The sequence below is a fragment of the Haloarchaeobius ordinarius genome (assembly GCF_051801355.1).
Classification (GTDB): Archaea; Halobacteriota; Halobacteria; order Halobacteriales; family Natrialbaceae; genus Haloarchaeobius.
This window is the reverse complement of record NZ_CP196560.1, coordinates 2,118,131-2,135,417: the sequence shown is the minus strand read 5'-3', so window position 1 is coordinate 2,135,417 and position 17,287 is coordinate 2,118,131. Positions and strand designations below refer to the sequence as shown.

Sequence of the window (17,287 nt, the reverse complement as noted above, 5' to 3'; positions counted from 1 at the left end):
GTCAACGGCAAGGCATCGACGCCCCCTGTTATTTTCACGGTAGAAACGTCCGACAGCAGACGATTGAACGGTCGTGATTTGTGCCAGTATGGGACAGGCTCGACCGTCGAAAACGTCGTGACGGCCGTCAGTCGTCCGCCGAGACTTCAGCTTCGGCCACAGTCTCCCCGTCGACGAGGTGGCAGGCCGCCGTATGGTCGTCTCCGACGCGCTCGGTTATCGGCGCATCCTGTGCACAGGGCGTCCAGAACGCCTCTGCGAGCAGGTCGGTCGCAGCATCGGTGTTCTCTGCCAGAACCATGTCGATAGCGTCGGAGAGCGTCGACTCCGCGTCGGCCTCGGCGAGTTCACCGGGCAGGTCGAACTCGGCGCGGAGCGCACGCCGAAGGTCGTCCTGTGAGAGCGCGTCCTCTGACGCACCCCCGGTGCGAGCGAGCGCCAGTTCGACGACGCCCTCGCGGTCGATGCCGCCGCTCTCGACCTGCTGTCGGAAGTCGAGCACGCGTCGCCACTCGTCCTGTGGCAGGTCGACGCCGTCGGGCTGGACGACGACGGGACAGCGTGTGTGGAACCGACAGCCAGACGGCGGGTTCTCAGGGCTCGGCACGTCGCCGGTGAGTTCCATCCCGAGGCCGCGTTTTCGCGGGTCCGGTTCGGGAATCGAACCGAGCAACGCCTTCGTGTAGGGATGCTTCGGATTCTGGAACAGTTCTTCCGTCGGTGCGACCTCGACGATTTCGCCGAGGTACATCACCGCGACGCGGTCGCACACCTCCCGGATGACGCCCATGTCGTGGCTGATGAACAGCATCGACAGGCCGAACCGCTCTTGCAGGTCGCGCATGAGCGAGAGTATCTCGGCCTGGATGGACACGTCGAGGGCGGAGACTGGTTCGTCGGCCACGACGAACTCGGGGTTCACGACGAGCGCGCGGGCGAGCGCGATGCGCTGTTTCTGGCCCCCGGAGAACTCGTGGGGGTAGCGGTCGAAGTCCGACGCGTCGAGGCCGACGCGTTCGAGGAGGTCCTCGACGATGGTGCGGCGGCGCTCCGGGTCGTCCATCCCGTGGACGATGAGCGGCTCTGCGACGGACTCGCCGACGGACATCCGAGGGTCGAACGAACTCGTCGGGTCCTGGAATATCATCTGTCCGGACCGCCGGAAGCGCTTCAACTGGCCAGAGGAGAGCCCGAGTACGTCACGGTCGTCGCGGTCGGCGTCGGACCCGTTGTGGCCGCCACCGAGGAGGCTCCCGAGCGACGACCGGCCACCTCCCTCGGCCGGGAGGTCACCGTGGTACAGCACCTCACCGCCGGTCGGTTCCTCCAGCCGAAGGAGCGAAGTCGCGGCCGTGGACTTCCCACAGCCGGACTCGCCGACCAGTCCGAGCGTCTCGCCCCGGTACAGCGTGAAGTCGATGCCGTCGACGGCCTGTACGCGGCCAACCTCGCGACGCAGGAACCCTTTCGTGATGGGGTAGTGCTTCTCCAGGCCGCGGACGGTGAGTAGTGGTTCGCGGCCGTCCGTCGTCGTGGTCGTGTCGTCGGTCATCGTGTCTCACCCCCGAAAGAGCCGGCGTCCTCGGGGTCGGCCCCGGCATCGTCCGGGTCGCCCCCACCGTCTGCGCGTCTGGACCCCCAGCCGGTTTCGCTATCACTGTCGGCCGAAGCATCACCGCTCCCAGACATCCCTGCCGTGCCGCGGACAGTACTCGCGTCGTAGCCGGCCTGGTAGTAGATGCAGGCAGCCTCGTGACGCTGGCTCCCATCGGCGACCGGGACCAGCGGCGGGTGGTCGCCCTCCCGGCAGGCGTCGATGGCGTGCGGGCAGCGGTTCGCGAAGCGACAGCCGTCGGGCGGATGCTTCGGGTCCGGGAGCGTACCCGGAATCCCCTCTGCCCCCGAACGTCGACCGGGGAGGCATTCGAGCAGCGCCTTCGTGTAGGGATGTGAGGGGTTCTCGAATATCTCGTACACGTCGCCGGCCTCCATCACTTTCCCGGCGTACATCACGACAACCCGGTCGGCGATCTCGGCGACGACGCCGAGGTCGTGCGTGATGAGCAACATCGCCATCCCGTACTCGTCCTGCAGGTCGCGGAGGAGGCGAAGTATCTGGGCCTGGATGGTCACGTCGAGGGCGGTCGTCGGTTCGTCCGCGATGAGCAGGTCAGGGTTGGCCGCGATGGCCATCGCGATGACGACGCGCTGTTTCTGGCCGCCGGAGAACTCGTGGGGGTAGTCGTCGATTCGCTCCCCCGCTTTCGGGATGCCGACACGGTCGAGCAGGTCGATGGCGCGGGTTCGCGCCGCGCCCTTCGAGACGTCCTCGTGTAGCCGAATCGCCTCGATTATCTGCTTCCCGACGGTGTACACCGGGTTCAGAGACCCCTGTGGGTTCTGGAAGACGTGGGCGATGCGGTCGCCCCGGAGCTTTCGTAGTCGCTTCGTGGGGAGTCGCGAGAGGTCCTCGTCCTCGAAGCTGACCCGGTCCGCCGCGACGCGCCCCGGCGGTTCGCGGACGAGTCGCGTGATGGACTCGCTCGTCACCGTCTTCCCCGACCCAGATTCACCGACGATACAGACCGTCTCGCCGCGCTCGACGTCGAACGAGACACCGTCGACCGCGTGGACGGTGCCGCCGTCGGTGTCGAAGGTGACCGAGAGGTCACGGACTTCGAGCAGCGACATCAGGCATCACCTCGTGGGTCCAGCACGTCGCGAAGGGCGTCTCCGAGGACGCTGAACGAGAGCACCGTCACGGCGAGGAAGACGACCGGGATGGTCGACATCCACCAGCCGTCGGGGAGGAACTTCAGCGAGATGTTGATGGTCTCACCCCAGGAGATGAGCATGATGTCGTTCAGGTTCAGGAAGGCGATAGCTGCTTCTGCCAGGATGAGCTGTGGAATCTGGCGCGTGACGGACGTGAGGACCGCATTCGAGACGTTCGGGAGGATGTGATGGAACATGATCCGTGACTTGCCGGCACCGGCGCTCTCGGCGGCGGTGATGTAGTCTTCTTCGCGACGCTGGAGGACTTCTGACCTGACGAGGCGGGCCGCGCCGCCCCACGAGAGGAGCCCGAAGACGAGGACGAGCACGAACAGACTGCGCCCGAACACGTGGGCGGTAATCATGTAGACCACGATGGCGGGAACCGTCTGCTGGATGTCGACGTAGCTCATGAGGAGGTCGTCGACGAGTCCACCCACGTAACCGGCGACCGTCCCGGTCAGGGTCGCGAGCGGGACGATGAGCACGGACGAGATGAGCGCGACCTGAAGCGCGACACGCATCCCGTCGAACACCAGTTGTACCATGCTCTTCCCCCAGCGGTTCGTGCCGAGGGGGTCGGCCCAGGTACCGTAGCAACCGCCGCCCGGGGCGGCCGCACTCTGTGGGCACGTGGTCGCGACGACCCCGGTCGCGACCGGGTCGAAGCCGAGGAAACCGTACAGGACGGTCTGGACGAGCGCGAACCCGGCGAGGAACAGGCCAGCGAAGACGACGCCGACCACCCCGAGCCCACGAACCGTCTCCCGTCCGACGCCGAGGTCCGTCCGGAGCGCCCAGAAGGTGACGGCGGTGACCCCGGCGAGCACGCCGATGGTGGCCGCGACGGTCGGGGAAGCGACCGGGAAGACCGCGAACAGGACGGCGAGTGGGGTCGCGACCAGCAGTGAGACGAGACCGAACCGGGCGACCGCGCCGGAGACCGGTGCGATGCCGGCCAGTTCGCGGTCACGGTCGAACGTCGCCAGTAGCACCCAGCTGGCGAGCAACGTCACACCGAGGAGCACGAGCAGTGTGAACAGGTCGATGCGGCCGAGCGGGGTCGCGAACGAGACCGGCGGCCGCGAGGTCTTCGTGACCTCGGTCGACGGTCGACCGACGAGTATCGTGCCGAACACACCGAACGCCAGAAAGCAGACGAGGTACCCCAGCGCGAACGTCGCGGACTTGTTCTTGCGCAGTTCGGCCACGTACCGTCTCGTTCGGTCCACGTCCGTCGCGAGCGGGAGGACGATGTAGAACCCGAACACCAGTAACGAGAGCACGAACAGCCAGTCGATGCCGCGGACGTCCCACGTGAAGGGGTTCTGGAGCCCTTCTTGCAGGCCGACGTTGTGGAACAACGGGTCGGGGGCCGCGACGAACGCGTCGTACAGCAACAAGACGAGAATCGTCGCGACACTCAGCAGAAACAGGACGGTTCGACGGGTCAGCAGCCGACCGGTCGAGTCGACCGTCTCCCAGTCGATGGTCTCGAACCGTGCGCTGTCGGTACCGCTACGTGTCGCCATCTGTCTGCACCTCCGAGGACGAGGTACCGGGGTGTGACATCATTCGTGACAGGTACCTCATCCCACTAGGGTAAATAACTATTAAAAACTCAAAGGAGCCCTTGACATACGAACCACCCCACGTCTGGCGGTTATCTCCGTTTTACACCCGAACGGCACTGGCCTTTATTACCATACTGCGTGACCGATGAACCGAACGATGCGCTCCACGCCCGCACTCTACCCCGAGAGAGGTGCCACACCGTGAGCATGCACCGCAAGCTCCTCCGACGTGGCGCGTTCGCCCTCTTCTCGACGTACCTCGTCATCAGTATCGCCTTCGGCGTCATCGCCTTCACGAACGACCCGAACGTCGGCTCGGTCGCCTACGGCGCGATGACGACCGGACAGGACGTGGACGAAGCCATCGCCGCCTACCGGGAGGCCCGGAACCTGAACGACCCCATCGTCGAACGCTGGGTGAACTGGGTCGTCGGCATCTCGACCGGCGACTGGGGTATCTCATACACCACCGGCCAACCCGTGTTGGACGTCATCGCCGACCGGGCGGGGATGACGCTCGCGTACCTCGTCCCCTCCATCCTCATCGCCGCCCTGTTCGGCATCAGCTTCGGCCTGTTCGCTGCGTTCCGACAACACACCTTCAGCGACCGCCTCGTCACGACCGTCGCCTACCTCGGACTGGGGGTGCCGAACTTCTGGCTGGCGTACATCCTCGTCGACGCGATCGTCAACCAGCACAGCCTCATCGGGTTCCCCTATCCCATCCAGAACAGTGAACTGTTCCACCTCGGGGTCACGCTCCACTGGGGTTTCCTGCCGGGCCCCGAGTTCACGACCACGCAGAAGTACTTCCTGCTCCCAATCGCCACACTGACCACGGCGCTGTTCGCGGGGCAGTTACGCTACGCCCGCGCGGAGTCGCTCGAGTACATCGACACCGAGTTCGTGAAGATAGCCCGCGCGAAGGGTGCTGGCCCCATCCGGGTCGCTCGGCACGTCCTCCGGAACGCCGCGATTCCACTGGTCTCGTTGTTCTTCACGGACATGCTGAGTGTCCTCGTCCTGAGCGTGTTCGTCATCGAGTCCGTGTTCAACATCGACGGCCTCGCCGCGCTCATGTTACAGGCGGTCAGTGCGCGAGACATGCCGCTCATCCTCGGCGTGACGATGGTCGTCGCGTTCGTCGGCATCCTCGGCAACTTCGTCCAGGACATCGCCTACACGGTGCTCGACCCGCGGGTCGGGAGCGACACGGACTGACAGAAAAAGCGCGTAACAGCGGGTTCAGTCGTCGCCGGCTTCGTCGACGATGACGACCTCGCCGTCGACCACGTCGACGTTGATGAGCGTCTTCACGCTGTAGGGTGACTCCGCGATCTTGTTCTCGCCACCGACCTTCTTGATGACCGCGACGCAGTCGACCACGTCGGCACCGATTTCATCGAGCGCACCGAGGACGGCCGCCAGCGTGCCACCGGTCGAGAGCACGTCGTCCAGAACCAGGACGCGGTCGCCCTCGTGGACGTCGTTGATGAACATCTCGTTCTCGGAGTAGCCGGTCTGCTGGGCGAGCGAGACCTCACCCTCGAGTCCGTACTCGCGCTTTCTGATGACCGTCAGCGGGATGTCGGTCATCAGCGAGACGGCCGTGGATATGTGGATACCCATCGCGGCCGGTGTGACGATTTTGTCGACCTCCTCTAACTCGGCCTTCCGGATGATGCGGATGACGATCTCGCGGAGGAGTCCGGGGTCGAGTTGCGGGACGCCGTCGCTGATGGGGTGGACGAAGTAGTGGTACCCGTTCTTCTCGATGATCGGCGCCTCGAGGAGAGATTCCTTGAGTTGGTCCATGTCGTAGGTCGGGGGAAGCAGCAATAAAAACTGACGATTGTTGCGCCGACCAGTCAGCTCACGAGACGGACTTGCTGCTCAGGATGGACGAACTGTCCCCCTTGCGCCAGATGACCTGGACGGTGTCGCCGGTGGAGACCAGACTCGTCGACCCGTTGAGCGCGAGCTGGTTACCGCCGGTGATTTCACCGCCTGCGGCCCAGTGGTCTGTGCCATCGACGGTCCAGCCGTTCTGTTCCCCGTCGTTCCACGCCAGCGTCCCACCGACGAACACCTCGACGTTCCCCGACTTCACGTCGTCGCCGCCCGTGTGCGTCAGGTTGACGTACTCGGGTGCCGCCCCGTCGACGGCGAAGTCGTATCCGACGACCACGTTCGGCGACTTCTGGGTCACCTGCGAGCCGATGTCGAGCACGAACGCCCCGATAGCGGCCGAGAGGACGACGGTCACCGCCACCATCAGCACGACACCGATGACGGGCGAGAGCGCGTCGTCGTCGGTCAAGAGGGCCCGAAGTTGCATCTGGTGCGAGTTCGTGATACGGTGGTATAAATAGAACGGCCGTGCCGGTCAGCCAACCGCAGGCGAAACGCCAGCCGGCTCACTCGAGGTCCAGCTCCGGCGGCACTTCGAGGTCGCCGAGGCGCATGTTCTGCTCGTAGTAGATGTGCACCGCCGCAGACACCGTGAACGACAGCGAGATGAGCATCGCCCAGGCGACGTCGGGAAGCACGGTAAAGGGGTAGACGTTCCCCCAGATGGCCGCACAGAGGGCACAGCTCACCGCACCGAGCGAGAGGTAGTACTCGCGCCAGGGGAGTTCGCTCCCGGGGACGATTTCGAGGTAGATGGACAGGTCCTGCGTCCGCGTGGTGGGCTGGATGAGGCCCTCGTCGGAGTCGTACATGATGATGTTCGCCTCTGCCATCCGGGGGAGGTGGGTCTGCTGGAGGGTCGTGTAGACGCGCTTGCGCTGTTCGGAGGTGACCTGGTCGCAGGGAGTGCGGTACTCCCAGGCCGCGACCTGGGTCGCGAGGTCGCCGAGTTCGACCGACTCGCCACGACGTTTGAGGTACTGGAGGACGAATCGGCGTCGCTGGTTGCGGAGGACATCGAATATCTCGCCTTTCGACAGTCTCCCGTCGCTGACGGTCGTCTGACTACTCATGGCCACCCCGACACACCGAACACGCGCTCGCCCGTCTGTAATCACAGCCGCGGTGCATCGTATCCTATCGTGCATCGGGGTCGTACATAACGTTTCGTACTGCGCTGTGTTCGGCGACCGGTTTAAGAAGACATAAGTCGGGTTCGTCGTACGTTTCGAGTAGCTATGACACCGGACCTTGCGGTCCTCCTCGCCCTCGTTGGGCTGCCGTTCCTGGGCGCGGCTGCCGTTCCGTTCGTCTTTCGCGTACTCGGCGAACGGACGGCGTACTTCGCCGCGACAGTCGCGCTCGTCTGTCTGGGGCTGGTCGGTACGCTCCTGCTCTCGGACGCACACGGCAGTGCTGGGGTCGAGTGGATCCCGACACTCGGCGTACACCTCCGGTTCTACGTCGATGGACTGTCGCTGCTCATCGCCACGCTCGCCAGCGGGGTGGGCGTCGCCATCCTCACCTACTCGGGTGGGTACATGCACGGCGAACCCGGGCAGCCGAAGTACTACGCCACGCTGCTGGCGTTCATGGGGTCGATGCTCGGCGTCGCGCTCGCGGCCGACCTCATCACCCTGTTCCTGTTCTGGGAACTGACGAGTCTCACCTCGTTCCTGCTCATCGGCCACTACACGGACGAGGCGTCCTCGCAGTACGCGGCCCGCAAATCCATGCTCATCACGGTCGCGGGTGGCCTGTTCATGCTGGTCGGGTTCGTCATCCTGCACACGGTCAGCGCGGATGCACTGGGCCAGGCGACGTGGGCACTCTTCGGTGGCGAGAACGCCATCCTGGGCAGCGCGGAGAACGCCGAGGCGATGCGCGGCGCGATGGAAGAGAAAGGCGTCTTCTGGCTCGTGCTCGCGCTCGTCGGCATCGGTGCGGCGGCCAAGTCCGCGCAGGTTCCCCTGCACATCTGGCTGCCGAACGCGATGGAGGCACCGACGCCCGTCTCCGCGTTCTTGCACTCCGCGACGATGGTCAAAGCCGGCGTCTACCTCGTCGGTCGCCTGCGGCCACTGTTCTTGCCGGAGGGTGCACACCCCGGTAGTCTCGAACTGTGGACGCTTGGCTTCGCGACACTCGGCTTGCTGACGATGACCGTCACGGCCATCCTCGCGGTGTCCGCGACCGACATCAAGGAACTGCTCGCGTACTCGACCGCGTCCCACCTCGGACTCATCGTCGCCGGGTTCGGCTTCGCGGGCCACCTCGGCGCAGAGACCGGCGCGTTCCACATCCTGAACCACGCGCTGTTCAAGGCGACCCTGTTCCTCGTCGCTGGTATCATCGCGCACGAGGCGGGCACCCGGAAGATTGCCGAACTCGGCGGGTTGCGCGAGGACCTGCCGTTCACCGCGGTCATCGCGGCCATAGCCGCACTCGGGATGGCCGGCATCCCGCCGTTCAACGGCTTCTACTCCAAAGAGTTCCTCTTCCACGGTGCGTGGGAGACGGGGGCCGCCTCGGGCGGCATCTTCTGGCTCATCCCGGTCGTCGCCGTCTTCGGGAGCGTGTTCACGTTCCTGTACTCCATCCGCTTCCTGATGCTGTTCTTCGGGGAGAAACCCGACGAGTTGGGCCACGTCCACTCGCCCCCGCTGGCGATGCTCGCACCGCCGGCCGTCCTCGCGACGCTGGCGGGACTCGTCGGTATCGTCGGCGTCACGTCTACGTTCGAGGTCTACCTCGGCCCGCTCGGTGGCTTCATCAACTCGTTCGTCGGCGAGATCATCCACGCGGTCGAACCGCTGGGTGCCGAGTCCGAGACGTTCCACTACTACCTGCCGACGAAGGCGAGTCCGTGGGCCGGGATGAGCGCGGCGACCATCGCGCTGGGTCTGGTTGCCTACCCGCAGTACGACCGCCTGCACAACGGCATCCGGTCCATCCTGAAGGGGCCGGTCCGGGCGAACTGGTGGTACGACAACGGCACCGAGGCGCTCAACCCCAACAGTGACCGCCTTCGGGACCTCGTCCAGAACGGTCTCCTTCGCACGTACGCGACGTGGACCGTCGCCGCGTTCGCGACACTCACCATCCTCGGCTACGTGGCCGCCGGTGTCTCGCCGGACATGCCGACTGGGCTCGGGTCGGCCCTCCCGCTCGTGCTGGTCGTGACCGTCCTCGTGGTCACCGCGATGCTGTTCAGCAACGTCTCGCTGCAGACCGCGACGGGCGTCGCCAGCATCCTCGTCGCCGCCGTCGGTGGACTGTTCGCCTGGGCAGTGTTGGTCCGGGACGTGAGCCTGACGACGTCGGTCCCCGTCGTGCTCGTGCTCTCGCTGGCCGTCGTGGCCGCACTCGCGGTGAGCCGCGCACCCTCGCACATCGCCGGGGTGCTCACGCTCTCCATCCTCGGGTTCATGGTGGCGATATTCTTCATCCTCGCCAACGCGCCCGACCTCGCGCTCACGCAGCTGGTCGTCGAGACGCTCGTGCTGGTCATCTTCCTGCTCGTCCTCGACAAGCTCCCGGCGTTCTACGGCAAGTGGGACCGGGTACGCGTGCTCAAGGATGGCGCGCTCTCGCTCGTCGTCGGTGCGACAGTGTTCGTCACCGTCCTGCTGACGACGGCGAACAAGCCGGACACCATCGCGTCCACGCTGGCGAAGGCGTCCTACCCCGAGGCGGGTGGGACGAACATCGTCAACGTCATCTTGGTCGACTTCCGCGCATTCGATACGATGGGAGAGATAGCTGTCGTCGCGATGGCCGCACTGTCGGTCGTGACTCTGGTCGCCCTGCGCGAACGGGGTGAGACCGAATGAGCTACAGCGACGACACGACGGTCATCGCCCGGACCGTGGCGCGCATCGTCGTGCCGCTCATCCTGGTGACGGCCGTCGCCCTGCTGTTCCAGGGCCACAACCTCCCCGGTGGGGGCTTCATCGCGGGCGTGCTCACGGCCGCCGCGTTCGCGCTCGTCTACGTCATCTTCGGGCTGGAGTACCTGCAGGAGACCCTGTTCCAGCGCGAGGTTCGCCCCTCGCTCGGTATCGACCGGCCAGCCATCGTCACCGACTTCCGGAGCACGTTCGCCATCGGCCTGCTCGTCGCGGTCCTCAGCGGTATCGGGGCGATGGCCTTCGGCGACGCGTTCCTCAACCAGGTCGACGACACTCTCGAGGGTGGCGACCTCGGTCTGGGCGTGGTCGGTGACTTCCTGTTCGGAACGCTGTTCCAGATACACTGGGCGACCGCCTTCGCGTTCGACCTCGGGGTGTACCTCGTGGTCGTCGGCGGCCTCCTCACGATTCTCTCGGTGGTGGGTGGCGAATGACGGAGTTCGTCCTCGCCACGGTGCTCGGCCTCCTGTTCGCGCTCGGAACGTTCCTCATCCTCCGGCGCGACATCGTCCGCGTCGTCTGGGGGGTGAGCATCATCTCGCAGGCGGCGAACATGTACCTCGTCACGATGGGCGTGATGGACGGGGCCGTCCCCGTCCTCGGCCACCACGGCGAAGGGGCCGCAAGCGTCACGGACCCACTCGTCCAGGCGCTCGTGCTGACCGCCATCGTCATCGGGTTCGGGACGACCGCGTTCGCACTCGTGCTGACCTACCGCGTCTACCAGGAGAACGGGACGATCGACCTCGTGCAACTCGGTCAGGGAGGTGAAACCGACGATGTCTGAATACCCAGTCGCCGTCATCGCACCGATTCTCGTTCCGCTCGTGACCGCCATCCTCGCGCTGGTCGCGCACCGGACGAAGCGCCCCCAGCAGGTCATCAGCCTGCTCGGCGGCGTGGGCTACGTCGCCGCGGTCGCGTACCTGTTCCAGCAGGTACGGGCCGACTCGGACGCCATCATCACCTACCAGGTGTCGAACTGGGACGCTCCCTTCGGCATCTCGCTGGTCGCAGACGACCTCGCGGTGTTCATGCTCGCGCTGGCGGCCGTGGTGGCCGTCGCGGCACTCGCGTTCTCGATACTGTACCTCGACGAGTCCGCAGAACGCGTCTCGTACCACCCGCTGTTCCACTTCATGCTGGTGGGCGTGAGCGGGTCGTTCCTCACCGGCGACATCTTCAACCTGTTCGTCTGGTTCGAGGTGATGCTCATGTCGAGTTACGTGCTCGTCGTGTTCTACTCCGGCCCGCAACACACCAAGGCCGCACTTCAGTACGTCACCCTCAACCTGGTCGGGAGCGCGCTCATGCTGGTCGCCATCGGCGGCCTCTACGCGACGACCGGGACGCTCAACATGGCCGACCTGGCCCGCAGACTGGCGACCCCGACCGAGTTCGGCATCGTCAGCATCGCGCCGGTCCTCGGCCTCTCGGCGGTCCTGTTCGTCGTCTTCGCGCTCAAGGCCGGCATCGTGCCGTTCCAGTGGTGGGTGCCCGCGGCGTACCGCGCCGCCCCCGCACCCGTCGCAGCCGTTCTCGCGGGCGTCGTCAAGAAGGTCGGCGTCTACGCCATCATCCGACTGTACTTCACCATCTTCGCGAACGCGGACACGGGCGCACTCGACCTCGGGCTGCCCGGGCTCGCGGGCGACTCGATGCTCGCGTTCTTCGGGCCCGTGCTGTTCGTGATGGCCGGCGCGAGCATCCTCGTCGGCGGCGTCGGCGCGGTCAACCGCGACAACGTCGACGACCTGCTCGCGTACTCCAGTATCGGCCAGGTCGGGTTCATCGTGCTCGCACTGGCGTTCGCCGCCACGGCCATCGCCGGGGGCACACCGGGGCAACCACTCTCGGCCCCCGAACCCTTCGGGAACCTCGCGGTGCTCGGCATCGCGGCCGCGCTGGTGTACTCGCTGAACCACGCGCTGGCGAAGGGCGCGCTGTTCCTGATAAGCGGGGCCATCAACTCGGCGGTCGGCTCCATCGAGTTCGACAGGCTCGGCGGCATGGCGAGCCGCCTCCCGTACCTCTCGGCCGCGTTCTTCGTGGCCGGGCTCGGGCTCGTGGGGATTCCGCCGCTGCTCGGCTTCTTCGGGAAGTTCCTCGTGTTCGACGCGGCGGTCAACGCCGGGTCGGGTGCCGGTGTCGCGCTGGCACTGGCCGGGGCGATACTCACCATCGCGTACTTCACCAGGGCGTGGAACCGCGCCTTCTGGGGTGTGCCCTCGGAGGCGGTCGACGTGGCACAGCGCCCGACCGGACAGGTCGCCATCGTTCTGGGACTCGCGATCTCGGTCTTCGTGGTCGGCGCGGCGTTCGACCCGGTCGTCTCGGCGGCCATCGACGCGGCACACGCAGCGACGAACACCGACGCCTACATCGAGGCGGTCCACCTCACCGACGGTCTCACCAGCGGGAACGGAGGTGGGCACTGATGTCCGAGACAGAGACGACCCAGGGAGACACAGAACGAGCACCCGGACAGACCCGGAAGTGGCCGACCATCGGGGTCGTCCTCGCCATCCTCTGGCTGTTCGTCCGGGGTGTCCACTTCGTCGACGAACCGTGGATCGCGGCAGGCGAGTTCGTACTCGGCCTGATCGTCGGGATGCCCATCGCCTACCTGTTCCGCCGGTTCTTCGCCCGGACGTACGGCGTGAGCCGGACGGTTCGCGTCGTCCCAGCCGCGACCGCCTACGTCGGTGTGTTCCTCTGGGAACTCATCACGGCGAACTACGACGTGGCCAAACGCGTGCTCTCGCCGAGTATGCCAATCCACCCGGACGTCATCGAGGTGCCACTCCGGGTCGAGACGGACGTGGCCGTCACCACCATCGCGAACTCCATCACCCTCACGCCAGGGACGCTCACCATGGACTACGACGAAGACAGAAACGCGCTGTACGTCCACGCCATCGCGGCGCGGGACCACGAATCGATCGTCAAACCCATCCGACGCTGGGAGGACTACGCGCTCGTCATCTTCGACGAGCGCCGTGCACCCGGCTCGCCAGTGCCGGACCCCGAGACGACGGGCAGCGAGTCACCAGTCGCCTCGAAACAGCGCCCCGGAGGTGAGCAGGATGGCTGAAGCCGCCGCCCCCGAGTGGCTCGGGGTCATCTTACAGCTCGGGCTCGTCCTCGCCAGCGGGGTGACCCTGCTGTGTGCGTACCGGGTCATCCGCGGCCCGTCGACGCCGGACCGCGTGGTCGCACTCGACACCATCGGGACAAACGTCGTCGCCATCGCCGTACTGTGGGCGATGGCGACCGACCGTGGCCTGTTCATCGACGTGAGCCTCGTACTCGCCATCATCGGGTTCATCAGCACCATCGCGGTGGCTCGCTACGTGACCGAGGGGGACATCATCGAATAACCATGGCGCTCGCAGAAACCATCCAGTACGGCGTCGTCGCAGCGCTCGTCCTCGTGGGCAGTTTCTTCCTGCTCGTGGGGACCATCGGCCTCATCCGGCTGCCCAACGTGTACAACCGGATGCACGCCACCAGCAAGTCGACCACCCTCGGCGCGGCCTCGATGTTCCTCGCCGGGTTCGTCTACTTCGGCGGCCAGGGTGTCGGCCTCGAATCGCTCGTGGGCATCCTGTTCCTGTTCCTGACCGCGCCGACCGGCGCGCACATGATCTCCCGGTCGGCCCGGAAGATGGGCATCGACTTCATGGAGGAGGTCCGGTGGCCCATCGAGGGCGCAGGTATCGACACGACCGGCCAGTCCGGCGAGTCGGCGGACGCGGCGGACGACTGAAGCTATAACGTCGCCGAAAGCGCCTTCGCGACTTCCAGCCCGAGTTCCTCTTTCTCGCCGCGGTATTCAGAATAGGCCTGCTGGTGGACCAGCAACGCCCGTGTCTCGTCGCTGCCCATCACACTGGCGTCGTTGGCGACCACGAACGCCAGTCCAGCCCGCTCCAGCGTCTGCCGGGCCGCCTCGACCATCTTCTCGTCCTTCCCACTCGTCTCGGTCTTGAACCCGACGATGCGCAGCTCCGGATACTCCTCGCGGACCGTGTCGATGAGTTTCGGCGTTGGCGTGAGCGACAGGGTGAGTTCTTCCTGCCCGGAGCGGATCTTCTCGTCGCTCGCCTCGACCGTATAGTCGCTGATGGCCGCGACGGAGACCAGCGCGTCGGCGGCCTCGCAGGCGTCGAGTGTCGCTTCGAGCATCTCGCTCGCGCTCTCGACCGAGACGAGATCGGCGTAGGGCACGCCCTCAACCCCGGAGCCGCTGGTCAGCGGGTGCGGGCCGACCGTCGCGTGCACCAGCGTCACGTCGGCACCGAGAACGTAGGCGGCGCGGGCGACCGCGCGGCCCATCTTCCCCGAGGAGCGGTTCGTCAGCAGGCGGACCGGGTCCACGGATTCCGCGGTTGCGCCACTGGTCACGACGACCTCCTTGCCAGCCAGCGGCGACTCCCCGGTCGCGCGGGCGACCGCGAGCGCGATGGCGTCCTCGGTCGCTATCTTGGCCTTCTCCTCCTCGATGCGGGGGGCCACGAAGTCGACGCCCCAGGACTCCAGTTTCTCGATGGCCTCCAGTACGCCGGGGTGGTCGTACATCGGCTCGTGCATCGCGGGTGCGACGACGACCGGGACGCCGGCCCCGATTGCGGTCGTCGCGGTGGTCGTCACAGGTGTATCGTCGACGGCGTGGGCGATCTTCCCCACCGTGTTCGCCGTGGCTGGCGCGACCAACAGCACGTCGGCCCACTCGTCCCGGCCACACAACGCGACGTGTTCCACCTTGCCCGTAATCTCGGTGACGACCTCGTTGTCGGTCGCGAACTCGACCGACCACGGGTGGATGATGCCCTGTGCGCTGTTCGTCATCACCGCCCTGACCTCGGCCCCCCGGCGGCGCAACTCGTGGGCCAGCTCGACCGTCTTCACGGCCGCGATGGAGCCCGTCACGCCGAGGGCGACGTTCACACCGTCGAGCATGCTCATGGCTCCCGGTTCGGGCGCATGGGTTACGGGTGTGTCGGTCGCGTGTCGAAGACGGAGTGAAAATCAGTCCTCGTCGTCGAGGTCGACGCTCGGATGCATCCGCGGTTCGTCGTCGAGCGCTTCGGTGTACGCCCGGTTCGCCTCACGGGCGGCCGCATCGCGGGCCAGTCGCTCCTCGTCGTCTATCTCCGTACAGCCCGGCGGGACCTCGCGGCCGCGCCCGGTGAAGTAGCCCTCGGGAGTGACCCAGTCGTGGTAGAAGTTCACGTCGGATTCGTGGACGATGGTCAGCCCGACCGTCGCGCCGTGACCCGCACAGACGATGGCCTGATGATACTGGTCCGCCAGTCGCCCGGCGGCGTAGATACCATCGACGTTCGACCGACCGGCGTGGTCGACCTGCACGAACGTCTTGCTCCCGCGCTGTTCGGCCTCGACGCCGAGGCCGTCGAGGTAGGAGGAATCAGACCACGAGGCGGCGACGACTCTCCCCGCCGTGAGTTCGGCGTCGTCGTCTACTGTCACGGTGAACCCCGACTCGAACTCGTCGGTCACGTCGGTGACGCGGCCCGTGAGGAACTCGCAGCCGGCGTTTTCGGCCTGGACACGCGTCTGCTGGTGGAACCGTCGCGCATCCACTCCCTCGGGGAAGCCCGGGAAGTTCTCCAGATGGGCGTTACGGTAGAGGATCGGTTCGCCATCGTTGACGACGAGGGTGTCGAGGCCGGCACGGGCGGTGAAGAGACCGGCGGAGAGGCCGGCGACGCCACCGCCGACGATACAGACGTCACAGTCCATAGCCGAACGTCGGCGACACGCCTACAAAAGTCGTACTCTTCACTGTATCCGTCTGGCGACGAGGGTGCCCATGCACGCGAACGAGAGGATACCGAACACGCCGTCGAAGTCCTGCATCCGTGGCTGCTCGACTGGTGTCCCGAACGCGTCGAGGAACGTGAGAAACTCGACCGAGTCGTCCTGGTTTCGGAGGACCGTGCTGCTGGTAGCGTCGGCAGCTGCTTCGTCGCTCGCATCACCCACCGCCTCGTTCTGGTTAGCCTGGCTCGGACCGGTCGCCTTCCCCTCGACATTGGCGGTGTCGGTTCCGCCGTCGCCTCCATGGTTGGTCTCGGTCGCCGTCCCAGCGGAGGACGGGCTGTCCGACTCACCGCCGGTCGAACCTTCGTCGGCTACCCCGTCCCCGGTCGGCTCGTCAGTTCGCTTCCCGTCCGGTTGCGACTCGTCGTCTCCCGACTCCGACTGGTCCTCTCGGTCGTCAGAACGACTGTCCTTCTCGTCGGTGCCGTCGTCGTCCGCCGTTCCATCGGCCGGCTCGTCTTCGCTGGACTCCCGTTCGGTGTCTCCTCTCCTGCCCGAATCCTCACCTTCACCCGAGTCGCCCCCGTCGTCCGAGTCGTCGTCTCCGTCACCGGGCTGGAGTCCACCGGACTCGCCGTCCTCTCCGGGTTCGCCGTTACCCCCATCGGAGCCGTCATTCTCGTCGGACTCGTCTCCCTCCTTCGAGCCGTCTCCATCGTCTGCCCCGTCCCCGCCATCAGCCCCATCTTGACCGTCCGACCCATCTTGACCGCCCGACCCGTCGTCCGGCTCGGTCACCACGACGGTCGCGTTCCCCATCGCCTGGTTGCGGCTCCGGTCGCTGACGAGTGCCGAGACCGACACCTCTCCGGGAGCGGCGTCGGTGGGAACCTGCACGGTCACGCTCGTGGTGACGGACTGACCCGGTTCGAGCGAGGTCCACTGCCAGACGATGCCCCGGTCGCCGAACTGCCCGCCGTCGTCCGTGTGGTCGACGATGGACCAGCCGACGGGCTGGCGTGCGTCTGGTCGCCTGAGCTGTGCTTCGGCGCGAACGGACTCGGCGACGGCACTCCCCTCGTTCGTGACGGTGAGTTCGACAGTCATCGTCTCGCCCGGACTCGCGTCACCACCCGTGACCGTTATCGCGTAGTTCACTTCGCCCGTGGTCTGGCCCACGGTCGGTCGCCCTCCTCCATCTGTGGCTCCGACGCCCGGCGTGAGCAGGAGTGCACAGACGAGACACCCGAACAGCAGCGTCGTCCCCCTTCGGTCGGTCTTCATGGTCTCCGTCCAGAAATTTACATCGCATTATCTAATTAATCTTTT

At 66.1% G+C, this 17,287-nt stretch carries 17 protein-coding genes; 8 read left to right on the top strand and 9 right to left on the bottom strand.

All coding sequences use genetic code 11. From position 1 onward, the window contains the following. Positions 1 to 127: 127 nt before the first annotated feature. From ACSC1R_RS11130 to ACSC1R_RS11120, 3 genes are read right to left on the bottom strand one after another with little or no spacing between them, the layout of a single operon-like run. Positions 128 to 1,552 carry an ABC transporter ATP-binding protein gene (locus ACSC1R_RS11130; protein ID WP_439025819.1) on the bottom strand — a complete coding sequence of 475 codons (1,425 nt, stop codon included), beginning with the start codon at positions 1,550 to 1,552 and terminating at the stop codon, positions 128 to 130. After that, positions 1,549 to 2,691 carry an ABC transporter ATP-binding protein gene (locus tag ACSC1R_RS11125; protein WP_439025818.1) on the bottom strand — a complete coding sequence of 381 codons (1,143 nt, stop codon included), beginning with the start codon at positions 2,689 to 2,691 and terminating at the stop codon, positions 1,549 to 1,551. Before ACSC1R_RS11125 ends, ACSC1R_RS11130 begins: the two co-directional genes overlap by 4 nt. After that, complete coding sequence (locus ACSC1R_RS11120) at positions 2,691 to 4,307, bottom strand: ABC transporter permease (RefSeq protein ID WP_439025817.1); 1,617 nt, start codon at positions 4,305 to 4,307, stop codon at positions 2,691 to 2,693. Before ACSC1R_RS11120 ends, ACSC1R_RS11125 begins: the two co-directional genes overlap by 1 nt. Positions 4,308 to 4,556: 249 nt before the next feature. Here ACSC1R_RS11120 and ACSC1R_RS11115 point away from each other — a divergent pair, with 249 nt between their 5' ends. Continuing rightward, positions 4,557 to 5,570 carry an ABC transporter permease gene (locus ACSC1R_RS11115; RefSeq protein WP_439028708.1) on the top strand — a complete coding sequence of 338 codons (1,014 nt, stop codon included), beginning with the start codon at positions 4,557 to 4,559 and terminating at the stop codon, positions 5,568 to 5,570. Between the two features lie 24 nt (positions 5,571 to 5,594). On the opposite strand, the gene hpt is transcribed toward ACSC1R_RS11115, so the two are convergent. From hpt to ACSC1R_RS11100, 3 genes are all read right to left on the bottom strand, one after another. Then, a complete protein-coding gene (hpt, locus tag ACSC1R_RS11110) occupies positions 5,595 to 6,164 on the bottom strand; it encodes a hypoxanthine/guanine phosphoribosyltransferase (protein ID WP_439025816.1) in 570 nt (189 codons plus the stop codon). A gap of 58 nt (positions 6,165 to 6,222) precedes the next feature. Then, entirely contained in the window at positions 6,223 to 6,687 is a 465-nt protein-coding gene (locus tag ACSC1R_RS11105) for a type IV pilin (protein WP_439025815.1), read from the bottom strand. Between the two features lie 79 nt (positions 6,688 to 6,766). Then, positions 6,767 to 7,333: a DUF7344 domain-containing protein gene (locus tag ACSC1R_RS11100; protein ID WP_439025814.1), complete on the bottom strand. Its 567-nt coding sequence runs from the start codon at positions 7,331 to 7,333 to the stop codon at positions 6,767 to 6,769. A 165-nt stretch (positions 7,334 to 7,498) separates the two neighbouring features. Between ACSC1R_RS11100 and mbhE the strand changes: the two genes are divergently transcribed. From mbhE to mnhG, 7 genes are read left to right on the top strand one after another with little or no spacing between them, the layout of a single operon-like run. Further along, complete coding sequence (gene mbhE, locus ACSC1R_RS11095) at positions 7,499 to 10,093, top strand: hydrogen gas-evolving membrane-bound hydrogenase subunit E (RefSeq protein WP_439025813.1); 2,595 nt, start codon at positions 7,499 to 7,501, stop codon at positions 10,091 to 10,093. Further along, complete coding sequence (locus ACSC1R_RS11090) at positions 10,090 to 10,605, top strand: MnhB domain-containing protein (protein ID WP_439025812.1); 516 nt, start codon at positions 10,090 to 10,092, stop codon at positions 10,603 to 10,605. The genes mbhE and ACSC1R_RS11090 overlap by 4 nt, the downstream gene beginning before the upstream one ends. After that, complete coding sequence (locus ACSC1R_RS11085) at positions 10,602 to 10,958, top strand: sodium:proton antiporter (protein ID WP_439025811.1); 357 nt, start codon at positions 10,602 to 10,604, stop codon at positions 10,956 to 10,958. Before ACSC1R_RS11090 ends, ACSC1R_RS11085 begins: the two co-directional genes overlap by 4 nt. Continuing rightward, the gene (locus tag ACSC1R_RS11080; RefSeq protein WP_439025810.1) at positions 10,951 to 12,609 is read left to right on the top strand and encodes a complex I subunit 5 family protein; all 1,659 of its coding nucleotides are present in this window, start codon (positions 10,951 to 10,953) and stop codon (positions 12,607 to 12,609) included. Before ACSC1R_RS11085 ends, ACSC1R_RS11080 begins: the two co-directional genes overlap by 8 nt. Continuing rightward, positions 12,609 to 13,265: a Na+/H+ antiporter subunit E gene (locus ACSC1R_RS11075; protein ID WP_439025809.1), complete on the top strand. Its 657-nt coding sequence runs from the start codon at positions 12,609 to 12,611 to the stop codon at positions 13,263 to 13,265. Before ACSC1R_RS11080 ends, ACSC1R_RS11075 begins: the two co-directional genes overlap by 1 nt. Next, positions 13,258 to 13,551 (top strand): monovalent cation/H+ antiporter complex subunit F, encoded by a 294-nt coding sequence (locus ACSC1R_RS11070; RefSeq protein ID WP_439025808.1) that lies wholly within the window; start codon positions 13,258 to 13,260, stop codon positions 13,549 to 13,551. Before ACSC1R_RS11075 ends, ACSC1R_RS11070 begins: the two co-directional genes overlap by 8 nt. Positions 13,552 to 13,553: 2 nt before the next feature. Beyond that, complete coding sequence (mnhG, locus tag ACSC1R_RS11065) at positions 13,554 to 13,940, top strand: monovalent cation/H(+) antiporter subunit G (RefSeq protein ID WP_439025807.1); 387 nt, start codon at positions 13,554 to 13,556, stop codon at positions 13,938 to 13,940. A gap of 2 nt (positions 13,941 to 13,942) precedes the next feature. Here mnhG and coaBC read toward each other — a convergent pair whose 3' ends face one another. The 3 genes from coaBC to ACSC1R_RS11050 form a co-directional block, all read right to left on the bottom strand. Next, positions 13,943 to 15,133, bottom strand: coding sequence for a bifunctional phosphopantothenoylcysteine decarboxylase/phosphopantothenate--cysteine ligase CoaBC (gene coaBC, locus ACSC1R_RS11060; protein ID WP_439028707.1), 1,191 nt, complete (start codon positions 15,131 to 15,133; stop codon positions 13,943 to 13,945). A 69-nt stretch (positions 15,134 to 15,202) separates the two neighbouring features. Continuing rightward, the gene (locus ACSC1R_RS11055; protein ID WP_439025806.1) at positions 15,203 to 15,937 is read right to left on the bottom strand and encodes an FAD-dependent oxidoreductase; all 735 of its coding nucleotides are present in this window, start codon (positions 15,935 to 15,937) and stop codon (positions 15,203 to 15,205) included. A gap of 39 nt (positions 15,938 to 15,976) precedes the next feature. Further along, on the bottom strand, positions 15,977 to 17,242 hold the full coding sequence (locus tag ACSC1R_RS11050) for a hypothetical protein (RefSeq protein WP_439025805.1): 1,266 nt from the start codon (positions 17,240 to 17,242) through the stop codon (positions 15,977 to 15,979). Between the last annotated feature and the right edge of the window lie 45 nt (positions 17,243 to 17,287).